Source organism: uncultured Imperialibacter sp., from assembly GCF_963974565.1.
In the GTDB taxonomy this organism is placed as follows: Bacteria; Bacteroidota; Bacteroidia; order Cytophagales; family Cyclobacteriaceae; genus Imperialibacter; species Imperialibacter roseus.
This window is the reverse complement of the sequence record NZ_CAXBCJ010000016.1, coordinates 1-13,112: the sequence shown is the minus strand read 5'-3', so window position 1 is coordinate 13,112 and position 13,112 is coordinate 1. Positions and strand designations below refer to the sequence as shown.

The window sequence follows — 13,112 nt, the reverse complement described above, 5'->3', positions numbered from 1 at the left end:
TGGCTTTGAAATGAGAAAGATTCAACGTTGGCTTGTTTTTTGCTTTTTAGATAACTTTCTGATATTTTCCACCTAAAATAAACTACCATGAAGTGTTTCTTTCTTGTTTTCTCCGCACTCTTTCTGATTTCTACTTCTCTACTTGCTCAAGAGAGCATAGCTGAAGATGGGGAGTATGTTATGGTGTCTACTGAGGGCGCCGAAGAGTACATTTCAACAAACAACATTGTCGGTTATTGGTACAATAGGAGCGCTCAGGACACTTTTAATGCCATCCAAAGCAAAAATGAGCCCAAATATTTGTGGGTGCAGCAGGGGCAAACGGTCACAGTGAACGACGACTGGGCAAATGACTATGCTACAAAACTTCAGAATACAAGATGGCATGTAGTTGGAAATCAGCTTTATATATATCAGCCAGAGATAGGACTGAAGCCAGTTAGTATTGAAAGAGTAGGCAAGTCAAAGAATTATGTCCTTACAGTGAACAATGTTGAATATTCTCGAAAAATCAGCCTGACAGGTGTGGCCTCCCTTCGGGACTAAGAGGATTCGGTTCATCAGAATGGTTAAGTTTTTTCTCCAGGAATGTGCTGTGAAGCACTGCCGGTATTCAGTCAATCATGTAAATCTTGCCGACCATCGTGTAAAAACGACGTATTGTCTATTATACCTCCAAAAGCTTGCTGATTGCCGTTTGCACAGCTAAATTCATGTATCTTAGTTCTTCTGGAATGTTTGGCTGATGGTAAGTTGGCGCAAACCCGGGAGAATTAATTCTGTTTGTCTTATACGTCGTGTCATTTTAACTACCTACTTCAATGAAAAATAACGAACAACACCTGGCTTCACGCCGGAATTTTATAGGCAAGTCGGCTACAGCAGCGGCCGGTATTTTAGTAGCCCCGTCTCTTTTAAGAGCAAGCGGTTTCCCCAACATCATCAAAAGCTATGGCAAGCCTGACTCCATGATCAACGGAGTACAGTTGGGTGTCATTACCTACTCGTTTCGCAGCCTGCCCGATCAGAGCGCTGAGGCTACACTAAAGTACATCGTGGATTGCGGTATCAGCGCCGTGGAGCTGATGGGCGATCCGGCTGAAAGTTTTGCAGGCAAGCCTGAGAGCACTATTGACCGCAGGGCAATGTTTGGCCTGTATGGTAAGCAAAGAAGAGGGGAAGAGCTGACTGACGACGAGAAGAAACAGATGGCTGATATGCAGGCGCAGTCGGCTTCCTACAACAAGGAAGTGGCCGCCTGGAGGGCAACGGCTTCCATGGACAAGTTTGCACAGGTGAAGAAAATGTACAACGACGCCGGTGTGCAGATTTACGCTTTCAAACCCAATGCCTTTGGCAAAGACAATACCGATGCAGAAGTGATATACGGGCTGAAGGCAGCAAAAGCGCTTGGTGCCAGCCACGTTACCCTGGAGCACCCAAGCGACGATGCGCAGACACTCAGATTGGGTACCCTGGCGGCCAAGCACAAGGTGTCTATCGGCTACCACGGACACGAGCAACAAACCCCTACCTTGTGGGATACGGCTTTGAAGCAGTCGAAGTACAATGGATTGAATCTTGACTTAGGCCACTTTGTAGCTGCAGGAAATGCCGATCCACTGGGCATGGTGAGAGCAAAGGCCGATCGCATTTTAAGCATGCACATGAAGGATCGCCAGAACCCTGAGCATGGGAAAAAGAACCTGGTGTGGGGGACCGGCGATACACCGCTGACGGAAGTGCTTCAGCTCATGAGCGAGCAGAAGTATAAGTTTCCTGGCACAATAGAGCTTGAATACGAGATCCCTGAAGGTTCAGATCCGGTAAAAGAAGTGCAGAAATGCGTCGAATATTGCAGAAAGGCGCTGGCTTAGTTGAATTAGCTAAACGAATCGTTGGCCCTTGCTGATTGACAAAACAGCAAGGGCTTTTTTGCTCCCAGTTTTTTCTTCCTACTCATACCTAATCGCTTTCGACGGGTTCATCTGTGCCTTTTTGTAGGTAACCAGACAAGTGGTGAGCACAATGAAAAAAGAGAAGACGATACCAATAACAGGGAAGAGCCAGATGGTCAGCGAAGTTTGGTAAGGATACTGCTCCAGCCATTTACTCAGAGCCAGCCACGCCAGCGGAAGTGCCAGTAAGTTTGCGGCAATCAGCAATTGAACAAAGTCTTTTGAGAGCAGCACGAGGATGCCCGACGCTGACGACCCCAGCACTTTGCGGATACCAATTTCTCTTGTTCTCTGATTGGCGATGTAGGTGGAAAGTCCGACTACGCCAATAAGGGCGATGCAAACGGCCAGTATGGAAAAAGTAGAAAACACCCTGCTGATACGTTCTTCATTCTGGTATAGCGCATTGAATTCCTGATCGAGGAAGCTGTATTGAATGGGGCTGCCCTGCATCCATTTGCTCCAGGTGGCCTCTATGCTTTGCACCGTGGCTTTTGTAGATGCGCCCGAACCGATTCGAACGGATACCAGATTAGGACTGAGTGTAGCCAACTGCTGGGGAGAAATGCCAAAGACGACCAGCGGCCCGACCTTCTCGTGCAGCGAGGCAAAGTGAAAGTCGTCTACCACGCCAATGATGCGCTGGAGAGTGCCAGCAGTGGGCAGAATTTTTTGTTCCAGCGGATTGTCCCACCCCACCATGTCTACTGTGGCCTGGTTCACAAGAACGGCCGCCGTGTCGGAGGCCATATCCTTCGAAAAGAAGCGGCCTTCGTTTACTTTGATCCCGTACGTGTCAGCAAAATCGTAGTCGGCGTAGATAGCAGTAAAAAGATATCGCTCTGTGGCGGAAACTCCCTGGGCATGAAAGCTGCCACCGCTCATTTGTCGGCCGGGTACATGAAAAGAGGCCGACGCTTTTTCCACGCCGTTGACTTGCTGTAATTCGTCCATAAAGGCCCTGAGGCTGCCACCCAGCTGGTTGCTTCGTTCGATGACGAGCACCTGATCTTTGTCGAAGCCCAGTTTTTTATCCATCATGAAGTTCATTTGACGGTAAATGAACAGCGTGGCTGCCATCAAAAAAATAGAGACCATGAACTGCGCCACCACCAGGATGTTCCTGAACCCCCATTTTTTGTGGCTTAGCTTCAGTTCTCCCTTGAAAATTTTGAGCGTGGGAAAAGACGAAATGAAGAAAGCAGGATAAAGCCCCGAAAGGGTGCCTAAAAGAGCTGTGAAGACCAAAAGGAGTCCGGCGACATTTAGCAGGCTAAAGTCTGACAAAGCAATGTGCTTTTCTGCCAGCTGATTGAAATACGGAAGTAGCCAGATAAACAGCAGACAAGAAATGAGGACAGCTATCAGTGTGATGACAATGGACTCAGTAATAAACTGGATGATAAGCTGAAGTTTGCTTGAACCCACCACTTTTCTGACAGCCACTTCTTTGCCTCGTTTGACAGAGTTAGCAGTTGACAGGTTCACAAAGTTGAAGCAGGCTGTACACAGAATGAGCACCGAAACGACCATAAAAAGGTAGACGTAATTTTTATCTCCATTCGGCTTTATTTCGTTTTGGAAGTTGCTTTCGAGATGGATGCTTTGAATAGGTTGAAAAACATAGTTGTGCCGGTTGCCTGCTGCTTCATACTCGTCGAAAGTGATGTTGAGGAGGGACTCGACCTGCGGTCCCATATACTGCTTAACAACCGATGGGATTTTTGCCTTCACCTGCTCCGGGGTTACGCCGGGCTTCAGCAGGAAGTAGTTGAGGCATTGGTAAGACCCCCAAAAGGTGCCATCGTGGGCACCGGGGAAGGAGCGTAGTGAGAAGAGCAAATCAAACTCAAGGTGAGTTCTGTTCGGTACATCCCCGGCTACACCGGTTACCCGGTAAAGGGTGGAGTCACCCACCTTGATCATTTTACCAAGAGCCTCCTGATCTCCAAAGTACTTTTTGCTGGTGCTCTCCGTCAGCACCACGCTATTGGGATCTTTCAGGGCGTTGCGGGGATCTCCTTCCTTCAGTTGAACTCCAAACAGCCTGAAGAAAGTTGAATCTGCGGCCAGCCGGTTAGTTTCGTAAAACTCAATATCGCCAATTCGTACTCTCGGCGGACTGGAGGAGGGTGTAAACAGACGGCAATAGCTTTCTATCTCGGGGATGTCTTGCAGCAGAGTAGGCCCTGCCGGGAAAGGCGTTGTAGCGAATGACACATCACGGCCCGGAAAGCTGCGGTGCAGGGCCAGGCGGTAGAGTCTGTCGTCATTGGGATGGAAGCGGTCGTAGTGGAGTTCGTCCCAAACAAAGGCGAGAATAAGCAAGGAGCAAGTAATGCCTATCGCAAAGCCTGATAGGTTGATGGCGGAATGCAACTTGTTTTTCAGCAAGTTTCTTATTCCGATAAGGAGAGCACTTTTAAACATGGTTGAGTTTTTGAACCTTTTTTAAAGATGCATAATCCTCAATTATTTAGAAATGAGATAGTAAAAAATGGACAGAGAGGAAGTGAAGAGTGAAAGGTAAACAGTAGTTGGTAAGCAGTAGGCTTTAGAAGGCTGGGTGAAGGCAGTCAACCACTCTGCGCCTTAGTCTGATGAAAATTGAGAAATAGCAATGAGGAGTTGGGAGCCTGAAAGCGCTCCCGCACTCCTCTTTTTCTTAGGTTTGATGAAGATAGTTGCGCCTATAAATATTTTTTGAAGACCTTCTCCCAGATATCGTAGCCTTTCGACGTCATGTGAAGGTTGTCTTCTCTGAAAATGTCATCCATTACCTCGCCGTTTGGCTGTAGCATAGGTGTCCACACATCAACGTAGCCGACATTAGCCTCAGTTTTTGTCCAGGCTTCCAGCTGGGTATTGAAGTCAACGTACTTGTCTTTCAGGCTCCAGCGGGCAACACTTGGCTTAGCGGAGATGAAGTATACCTTTACATTTTTGGGTAGTTTTTCTCTTATCTGCGCAAGTATGGTCTTTGCGTCTGTCAGGATTTGTTCGGCTGTCTTTCCTGAGGCTATGTCGTTGTCACCCTCATAAATAAAGATTTTTGACGGGGAATATTTGAAGATTAGCTCATCTGTGTAGTACAGCAGATCCGACATGGACGAACCACCAAAGCCCCGGTTGAGTACGTTCTTTTTTGGGAATCTCTCCGCCATATCATCCCAAATTCTGATGGATGAGCTGCCAGTAAACAATGCAAGCTTTTTGTTACTTACTGAGGCGGCTTCCTGTGCGTATTTGTCAATTTCTCCCTGAAAACGTTGCGGGTTTTGAGCAAGCAGCGTGACGCAACCAAAGAAAAGGGCAGTTAGGAATGAAAGTCTTTTGTACATGTAGGTATCTTTTTTGGAATGAGCAATTAAGATAAATAAACCCTAACGAAATCATCGACTGATTTCTTTTCAACGGTATCGGACGAATGCTGATGAGGCGTCGAGGATGACGTCTGACGGCCCCAGCGCAACCTGCCTGCTTGCCGCCCCGACGCCTGCTTCGGTCTCCGGTCTTACCTAAGTCGTATACACCGAGTTAAACAGCACGTAATCCGTTGTCAAATCAGTACCCCAGCCGGTGGCTTCTGCCTTGCCTTCGTTCAAATCGAGGTTGATATAGATATGTGACTCCCGAAGCACTCGTTTCATATAGTTGCGGTCGTAGTCGAGCGGCTTGCCTTTTTCCAGCACCTGTATCATCTCTTTGTCATCGCCAAGGTATAGGTCGGCTTTTTCGAAGTTGAATGGGACGTTGGCATTGCCTGCTGCGCAAACAATGCGTCCCCAGTTGGGGTCACGGCCAAACATGGCAGTCTTTACCAGGGTGGAGCTCGACACGGCCCGGCATATTTTTCTGGCCGTTACCTCATCTGTTGCATTCTTAACGGTATATTCGAGAAACTTCGAAGACCCTTCCCCGTCCGAAACGATCAGCATACAAAGGTGCTTCATCATCTCCTCTAGCTTTGCTTTGAACACGTCATAGCCCTTGTCTTTTTCCGACTTCAGTATGTCATTTTCAGCCTTGCCGTTGGCCATCACCACCACCATGTCGTTAGTTGAGGTGTCGCCATCTACCGTGATCATGTTGAAAGTCCGGTCAACTACCTCCTTCAGGGTTTTCTGCAAAAGCTTCGACTCTATTGCTACGTCGGTGGCAATAAATGCCAGCATGGTGGCCATGTTGGGGTGGATCATGCCCGATCCTTTGGCGATACCGCCCATGTTGATTTCATGGCCATCGAGCTCAAACTCCAGAAAGCCCTCTTTTGGAAAAGTGTCGGTCGTAAGAATGGCGTTGGCGGCAAACGACCCAGCGTTTGATTTGCTGCTCAGCTTTGGAGCTGATTCGATGATGCCTTTTACCACATCTTCAGTGGGAAACGGCTCCCCAATAATGCCAGTGGAAGCAATAATGATAGATTTTTGATCGATGCCAAGCGCTTCGGCGGCGGTTTTCAGCATGGCCTGAGCGCCGTCTGCTCCTTGTTGGCCTGTGCAGGCGTTGGCGTTGCCAGCGTTGATAATGATAGCCTGAACGATACCGCCTTTGATGTTTTCTCTTGATACCTTGATGGGCTCAGCCACCACCTTGTTTTGGGTGAAAACAGCCGCACCATTGGCGGGTACTTCAGAATATATCAAAGCCAGGTCACGCCGCAGTGATTTGACACCCGAATGAGCGCCCCAGCATTTGATGCCTCTTACATTGGTAATGTTCTTGATCATGGGTTGACGGGTATTTGATTTAAACCTAAAGATTCTTCGAAGCCGAGCATGATGTTCATGTTTTGAACAGCTTGCCCGGCGGCACCCTTCACCAGGTTGTCGATGGTGCTGATGAGGATGATATTGCCTGTTCGCTCGTCGAAGTCGGCGTATATATTGCAATAGTTGCTGCCCCGCACGTCTTTGATGGCAGGTGGCGTGCCGCAGATTCTTACAAAGGGCTTGTCTTTGTAAAAGTCCTGATAAAGTGCTTTCAATTCAGCACTGCTTGTAGCGCCCTTAGGCCTGGCGTAAGTCGTTGAAAGGATGCCACGATCTACCGGCAGCAGGTGAGGGGTGAATTGAAGTGTCACCCCGGCTGTTATGCCATCCAACACGCCTTGGATCTCAATGGTGTGGCGATGGTTCTTTAAACCATAAGCCTTGAAATTGTCGTTCACATTCGAAAAGTGAGTGGTGGTGCTGGCTTTAATGCCGGCGCCAGTGATGCCCGACTTCGCATCGATGATGATGCCTTTGCTTTCAATGATACCATTTGCAAGCAACGGCGCCAGGGGCAAAATAGCGCTTGTGGGGTAGCAGCCCGGATTAGCCACCAGGTCAGCACCTTTGATTTTGTCGTAGAAAAGTTCCGGAAGACCATAAACGGCAGTATCGAAGCCTTCGACGAACGTGTGTGGCTTGTTGTACCATTCCTCGTAAGTTTTCGGGGAGTCGAGCCGGAAGTCGCCTGAAAAGTCAACGATTTTAAAGCCTTTGCCGGCAAACTGCTTCACGTATTCCATCGACACACCGTGAGGCAGAGCGAGGAAAACCAGGTCAAGGTTGAGCTCGTTCACCTTGTCGGCCTTGTGTAAGGGTTGGTCAACGATGTCTTTGAAAAACGGGTGAACATCTGAAAATTTCTCACCCGCCCGACTTTCTGACGTAATGACGGCAATCTCTACTTCGGGGTGGTTGGCCAGGATGCGAACAAGCTCTGAACCAGTGTAACCAGTGGCGCCAACAACGCCTATCTTTTTCTTAGGCATGGGCTTTTATATTTATTAATGATTCTTTTAATACAGTAATGGCTTGCTCCATCTCGTCATAACCGATGGTGAGCGCTGGTACGAACCGCAGCACATTGCCTGCGGTGGCATTGGCTACCACGCCGTTTTTCAGCATTTCCACCACGAGGGGCTTGGTTTCAAAATCGAACTCAGCACCGATCATGAGCCCCCTTCCCCTTACTTCCTTGAGGGAAGACTCGTTCATGTCCAGCAGGGCCTTTTTGAGCCAGATTCCTTTTTCTGCTGCGGCCGTCAGTAAGTTCTCTTCTTCAATCACTTCCAGCACGGCCAGCGACGTAGCGCAAACAAGCGGATTGCCCCCGAAGGTGGTGCCATGGTCGCCCGGTTTCATGACGGAGGCCATTTTCTCACTGCACAGGATGGCACCGATGGGAATACCACCTCCAAGACCTTTGGCGAGGGTCATAATATCAGGCTGCACGCCGAAATGATCCTTAGCGAACCACTTGCCCGTGCGGCCGATGCCAGATTGGATTTCATCAAAAATCAGCACAATTTCTTCGTCGTCGCACAATTGACGCAGCGCTTTGAGGAATTCAAGGTCAGCTACATTGATACCGCCTTCCCCCTGAATGGGTTCCACGATGATGGCGGATATTTGGTGAGTGCCGCCTTTCGGATTATTGTCCTGCAAAGCCTTCTTCAGTGCGTCTATGTCGTTAAATGGCACTTGCATAAAGCCCTGAGGAATGGGTTCGAAGCCATCTTGCATCGTTTTTTTGCCAGTGGCTATCGTGGCCAGCGTTCTGCCATGAAAGCAGTTTTTCATAGAGATGACGGTGCCGCCTTTTCCTTTGCTATGGCCATACTTGCGGGCAATTTTTATGGCACCTTCGGCCGACTCAGCTCCACTGTTGCTGAAAAACACCCTGTCCATGCCGGAGATTTCGCTGAGCCTCTTGGCCAGTAGCGCCTGGGGCTCGCTGAGGAAAAAGTTGGAGATGTGCATCAGCTTGCCTGCCTGCTCCCGGAGCGCCTTCACCACTGTTGGATGACAATGGCCTACATTGCAAACAGCGATACCGGCCAGCATATCGATATACTCTTTGCCATCGGTATCCCAGAGTTTGGCACCTTTTCCCCGCTCGAATGTAATGGGAAACCTGCCGAAGGTGGGGAGGTAGTGTTGTTTGTCAATGTCGTGAAGCTGCTGATTGTTGTATATACTCATGGGTAATAAATAGCTGCGACATGCCCTCCGGCATGTCAGATAATGTTAATAAAGTGAGTTGGTTAATGCTTATAAAAACAAGGAATCACCACTACGGCCTCGGGTGGTAAAGTGGAAGCGAGGGGCACGAAAAAAACTGGCACTTGGGGCATTTTGATGATTCATTGTTTTGGGGTATTAAAGGGGTAAACCCTTTGAATATCTTTGATCAACTACCTCAAAGATACACAGTTCAGCCCGGAAATGTTCCATTTAAATGATTTAAAACGACTTTTTCAGGCGTATTGTCGGTAAGAGAAGTTCATTGAGTAACCGACCATGCTTTTATAGTACCGCTAACCCTTCCCTGCGGCCGCTCGTTTCTTTTTTTAGAAGGGTTAGATATGATGGAAGGATAAAAATTAGGTGGGAGCGGTGAAAATGAGATTTGGAGTATAGCTTGTGGTTTCCGGCACAGTACGTTGGGGTGTCAAATATGCATTTTCGACACTTACACGTTGCACTAAAGATTTAACGTGATTTATACACCGCCCCCGTAATCCCGGACTAACGGATTTTAGAAATTACCTATATTCGGCCCTTATCCAAACCAACCGTTTCAATGAAGAGATTTTCATCGCTTTTCCAGCTTTTAGCCTTGCTCATTCTAGTCGCCAGTTGCCAGCCTGAGCAGCCTAAGCAAGAGGTAGTCACCGCCGCTGCGCCAACCACCAAACGATACGAAGACCTGGTGGCGCTGTTCAAAGAGTGGAGGAGCTTCGAAACCCCACCCCTGAAGGATGGAGCTCCGGACTATACTGTAGCCACGTTCGAAAAGCGCTGGACGGAGTTTGAGCAGTTGCAGGGCCGGCTGATGGCTGTGGACACTGCTGGCTGGTCAGTTGAAGAAAAGGTTGACTGGACAGTTGTTTGGGCAGAAATGAACGGCTACGATTTCAATCATCACATATTGAAACCATGGGAAAGAGATCCGGCTTTCTACAAAGTGCTGTGGATGGAGCGCAGCGACGTGCCTGCTCATGAAGGACCGACAAACCATGCCGCTTTGGATGTTTGGAAGTACAGCTTTCCCCTCAATACCGAAGGCAAGATTCAGTTCCTGGAAGAGCTGTCCGTCATTCCAGCTTTTAACGAACAAGCAAAAATCAACTTAACCGGTAATGCCAAAGACCTGTGGGTAGCGGGCATCAGGGATATCCGCACGCAAAGCGAAGATTTGAAGGGGTTGCTGATGCTGCCTGGTGTAAAGGACGACGCTGGTCTGGTGCAAGTTATCAATGATGGTATTGCGTCTACTGAGGAATTGGTTGAATGGCTGGAAGAAAAGGCGGAGTCCAAAACCGGGCCTTCAGGCGTTGGGAAGGAAAATTATACATGGTACCTGCAAAATGTTCATCTGGTACCCCTCACGTGGGACGATGAGGTGATGCTGCTAAAACGGGAATTGTCTCGTGCCTGGGCTTCTCTTAAACTGGAAGAACACCGCAACCGTGACTTGCCTGAGCTTACCGCTGCCGACTCTCCAGAAGCATTTAAGGCCATGGCGGAAAAGGCGGCTGTGAGTATGATGACGTTTCTCGAGCAGGACGAAATTTTGACGGTGAAGCCTTATATGGAGCCAGCGCTGAGAGAGCACTTGGGCAGCTATGTGCCGAAGGAAAGACGTAATTTTTTCCTGATTGGCATGCACTATGACCCACGGCCACTGTACTCACATTTCTATCACTGGTTTGAGCTGGCCCGGATGGACAACGAACCCCATGAAAGTGAAATTCGAAAAGGGCCTTTGTTGTACAATATCTTCGATTCACGCAATGAGGGCACTGCCACAGCTGTGGAGGAGATGTTTATGCAGGCAGGCTTTTACGATGAAGACCCGAGAGTAAGGGAAATTGTCTACATCATGATTGCTCAGCGGGCCGCCAGAGGGCTGGGTTCGCTTTACGCTCAGGCCAACGAAATGAACAGTGTGGAAGCAGGTGGTATCCATTCCGAATATACACCAAGAGGCTGGATGAAAACAGAAAAGGAATTACTGCTCTTCGAACAGCATTTATACCTCCGCCAGCCGGGTTATGGCAGCAGCTACATTACAGGTAAGTATTTACTGGAAAATGCCATGGCAGAGTTCGCCAGAATGAAGGAGGCCAACAATGAACCATTTAAAGTAAAAGACTTCTTTGACCAACTTAATGCCATAGGATGTATCCCAATATCGTTGGGACACTGGCAAATGACGGGCAATGATGATCATTTGAAGGTGATCAGGGAGTAAGGAAGCGTTCTTCTGATCCCTACCCGAAATTCTTGAGAATGTCATCAATTGTTGTGGCACAAGCGCTGAATAAGTTGGGCGCCTTGCATTAAGTTTTTTTTACTTTTATATCGAACTCACGTTAATTTAAGTGTTATGAAGACCAAATTAACACTGAACCTTGACAAGGAAGTAATTAAGCAGGCAAAGCTGTATGCCAGGTCCCATAAGATAAGCCTCTCTAAGTTGATAGAAAGCTACCTATTGTCTCTGACGGACAGAAGTTCGAAGGCTGGAGAAATAACGCCGCTTGTGAGAAGCTTGAGTGGAGTCATTAAAATTGATGGTGATTTTGACTATAAAGAGGGGTATACTGACTATTTGCTTGAGAAGTACAAGTGAAAAAGCTACTGCTAGACACCAACATAGTCCTTGATTTGCTAGCCACAAGACTTTGAGGATGGGTTGCATATTATACTGCTGTAGAAAACAGCCTCGATACAATCATCACCAGAGACCTTAAGGATTTTAAAGCATCAGGAATCCCAGTAATGACAGCTTCCGAATACCTGAGTTCAACCAGTACATAATTGTCCTCCCTACTTAGGCGATAAACCAGTCTACCAGCTAAGCCCAATGCCAAAGGCCATCATAACAGGAGGCGCACCGTTTCCTTTGAATACTTGTTTCTCAAATTCTTCGTCGATAGACAGAATTTTTTGAATACCTATTTGAGTCACAAGTCCAAGGTCGCTGGATTTACTGAATACCAATCGACCTCCAAATTCCAATCCCAGGGTTGTGATTTTTCCGAAGCCACCGTCTTTGAAGCTTAGGTTGAAGAACGAGCTGTTCTTTTCGGGGTTGGTGTGAATTTTCATTCCCACCGTGAATCCAGCCAATCCACCTCCCAGGTGCACACCGAAATAGTCGCTGGCTCTGATTTCATAGTCTACACCTATCAGCGTTATGCCGCCAATTTGGTAACCCACTGCCGTGATATTTCTATTCTCTGAGTAGGTTTCAGTTGTTGCCTCTTCCTGTGATTCCGCAGGGGCTTGAGTTACTGAATTTGCCTTGCTTTCTGAGGCTTTGTAGTTAGGATTGTCTCCACTCACAGGCTGAGTGACAGAGTATAGCGCAGCATCGGATCCAGGCACCGTATTTCTGGACGGTTGCGGTTTCTCTGTTTTGCCATGCATCACCGACACCCAGTTGGAGTCGTCAAACGCAAAAAGGCTTTTTGCTACGGCCTCCCGTATGTTGGCTTCGTGCAATTTGGTTACGTCGTTGCCAGTGACCTCTACATGCTGATCGGTGCTGAAGAGCTTGATTTCGCCAGTAAAAAAGTCAACAGAAATGTCGGCGTACCCAACCTCGCCAACATTTGCCGGTTTTTCGGAAATCTCCAGTCGGTTGATCACCATCACAATAGGAATCTCCTGGGTTGTGGTTGGAAAAGCAGATTTCAAGTAGCCTTCCAGCGAGTTTTCCAGTCCGTACTCAAACTGGGCAAGGCGCTGGGTACCGTTGTGCACAATGCCAATCCGGCTTTTATCGGTTCGGTTGTCAATGACCTGGTCTATATAAAAACTCCTGTTAGGAATGTTGATATAGTCGGGGTTAAGCTTTATCACGTAGGTTTTTTGAGCGAACGAGGTGCCTGAGAGCAGGCCGATAAAGAGAAGGCAGAGTAATAGCTGGTTTTTCATGTGTATATAATTGTTTTTCAATGGCCACCGGTTCGCCGGAGCGATCGGTCGCTCGGCGAACCGCCGCCGAAGCGGGAATAGCTGAACCGGTTTGGGATTGAACATTTCTCGTGTTAGAGGCATATTCATCGTTCCACGCCGGTCCGTTGGGTATGGTATTCCTTATGGCTATTTCATGTGTATATAATTTTGTTTCGATCAAGTAGTAAAGTAT

The 13,112-nt window shown here is 48.1% G+C and carries 11 protein-coding genes; 4 read left to right on the top strand and 7 right to left on the bottom strand.

All coding sequences use genetic code 11. The annotated features are described in order from the left end of the window. Positions 1-87 precede the first annotated feature (87 nt). Together AAC052_RS19695 and AAC052_RS19690 are read left to right on the top strand one after the other, a co-directional pair. The gene (locus AAC052_RS19695) at positions 88-546 is read left to right on the top strand and encodes a hypothetical protein (RefSeq protein WP_339815165.1); all 459 of its coding nucleotides are present in this window, start codon (positions 88-90) and stop codon (positions 544-546) included. Positions 547-821: 275 nt separating this feature from the next. Next, positions 822-1,877 (top strand): sugar phosphate isomerase/epimerase, encoded by a 1,056-nt coding sequence (locus AAC052_RS19690; protein WP_339815164.1) that lies wholly within the window; start codon positions 822-824, stop codon positions 1,875-1,877. 78 nt (positions 1,878-1,955) lie between these two features. Here AAC052_RS19690 and AAC052_RS19685 read toward each other — a convergent pair whose 3' ends face one another. The 5 genes from AAC052_RS19685 to AAC052_RS19665 all read right to left on the bottom strand — a co-directional run bounded on the left by AAC052_RS19685 (position 1,956) and on the right by AAC052_RS19665 (position 8,932). Further along, positions 1,956-4,388, bottom strand: a complete 2,433-nt coding sequence (locus AAC052_RS19685) for an ABC transporter permease (RefSeq protein ID WP_339815163.1) — start codon at positions 4,386-4,388, stop codon at positions 1,956-1,958. Between the two features lie 260 nt (positions 4,389-4,648). Next, positions 4,649-5,299, bottom strand: coding sequence for an SGNH/GDSL hydrolase family protein (locus AAC052_RS19680; RefSeq protein ID WP_317487651.1), 651 nt, complete (start codon positions 5,297-5,299; stop codon positions 4,649-4,651). A gap of 177 nt (positions 5,300-5,476) precedes the next feature. Next, on the bottom strand, positions 5,477-6,688 hold the full coding sequence (argJ, locus tag AAC052_RS19675) for a bifunctional glutamate N-acetyltransferase/amino-acid acetyltransferase ArgJ (protein ID WP_339815162.1): 1,212 nt from the start codon (positions 6,686-6,688) through the stop codon (positions 5,477-5,479). Further along, positions 6,685-7,719, bottom strand: coding sequence for an N-acetyl-gamma-glutamyl-phosphate reductase (gene argC, locus AAC052_RS19670; protein WP_339815161.1), 1,035 nt, complete (start codon positions 7,717-7,719; stop codon positions 6,685-6,687). Before argC ends, argJ begins: the two co-directional genes overlap by 4 nt. Continuing rightward, entirely contained in the window at positions 7,712-8,932 is a 1,221-nt protein-coding gene (locus tag AAC052_RS19665) for an aspartate aminotransferase family protein (protein WP_339815159.1), read from the bottom strand. The genes argC and AAC052_RS19665 overlap by 8 nt, the downstream gene beginning before the upstream one ends. 601 nt (positions 8,933-9,533) lie before the next feature. On the opposite strand from AAC052_RS19665, the gene AAC052_RS19660 reads away from it, so the two are divergent. Then, entirely contained in the window at positions 9,534-11,207 is a 1,674-nt protein-coding gene (locus AAC052_RS19660) for a hypothetical protein (protein ID WP_339815158.1), read from the top strand. Between the two features lie 135 nt (positions 11,208-11,342). Continuing rightward, positions 11,343-11,588, top strand: a complete 246-nt coding sequence (locus tag AAC052_RS19655; protein ID WP_339815157.1) for a DUF6364 family protein — start codon at positions 11,343-11,345, stop codon at positions 11,586-11,588. Between the two features lie 218 nt (positions 11,589-11,806). Here AAC052_RS19655 and AAC052_RS19650 read toward each other — a convergent pair whose 3' ends face one another. Beyond that, on the bottom strand, positions 11,807-12,898 hold the full coding sequence (locus AAC052_RS19650; protein WP_339815156.1) for a hypothetical protein: 1,092 nt from the start codon (positions 12,896-12,898) through the stop codon (positions 11,807-11,809). Continuing rightward, on the bottom strand, positions 12,810-13,112 hold a 303-nt coding region (locus AAC052_RS19645; RefSeq protein ID WP_339815155.1), incomplete at its 5' end, for a hypothetical protein. The genes AAC052_RS19645 and AAC052_RS19650, both read right to left, overlap by 89 nt.

Coding starts and splice junctions, on each gene's coding strand:
- AAC052_RS19695 (WP_339815165.1), top strand. CDS start 88: ATGAAGTGTTTCTTTCTTGTTTTCTCCGCACTCTTTCTGATTTCTACT.
- AAC052_RS19690 (WP_339815164.1), top strand. CDS start 822: ATGAAAAATAACGAACAACACCTGGCTTCACGCCGGAATTTTATAGGC.
- AAC052_RS19685 (WP_339815163.1), bottom strand. CDS start 4,388: ATGTTTAAAAGTGCTCTCCTTATCGGAATAAGAAACTTGCTGAAAAAC.
- AAC052_RS19680 (WP_317487651.1), bottom strand. CDS start 5,299: ATGTACAAAAGACTTTCATTCCTAACTGCCCTTTTCTTTGGTTGCGTC.
- argJ (WP_339815162.1), bottom strand. CDS start 6,688: ATGATCAAGAACATTACCAATGTAAGAGGCATCAAATGCTGGGGCGCT.
- argC (WP_339815161.1), bottom strand. CDS start 7,719: ATGCCTAAGAAAAAGATAGGCGTTGTTGGCGCCACTGGTTACACTGGT.
- AAC052_RS19665 (WP_339815159.1), bottom strand. CDS start 8,932: ATGAGTATATACAACAATCAGCAGCTTCACGACATTGACAAACAACAC.
- AAC052_RS19660 (WP_339815158.1), top strand. CDS start 9,534: ATGAAGAGATTTTCATCGCTTTTCCAGCTTTTAGCCTTGCTCATTCTA.
- AAC052_RS19655 (WP_339815157.1), top strand. CDS start 11,343: ATGAAGACCAAATTAACACTGAACCTTGACAAGGAAGTAATTAAGCAG.
- AAC052_RS19650 (WP_339815156.1), bottom strand. CDS start 12,898: ATGAAAAACCAGCTATTACTCTGCCTTCTCTTTATCGGCCTGCTCTCA.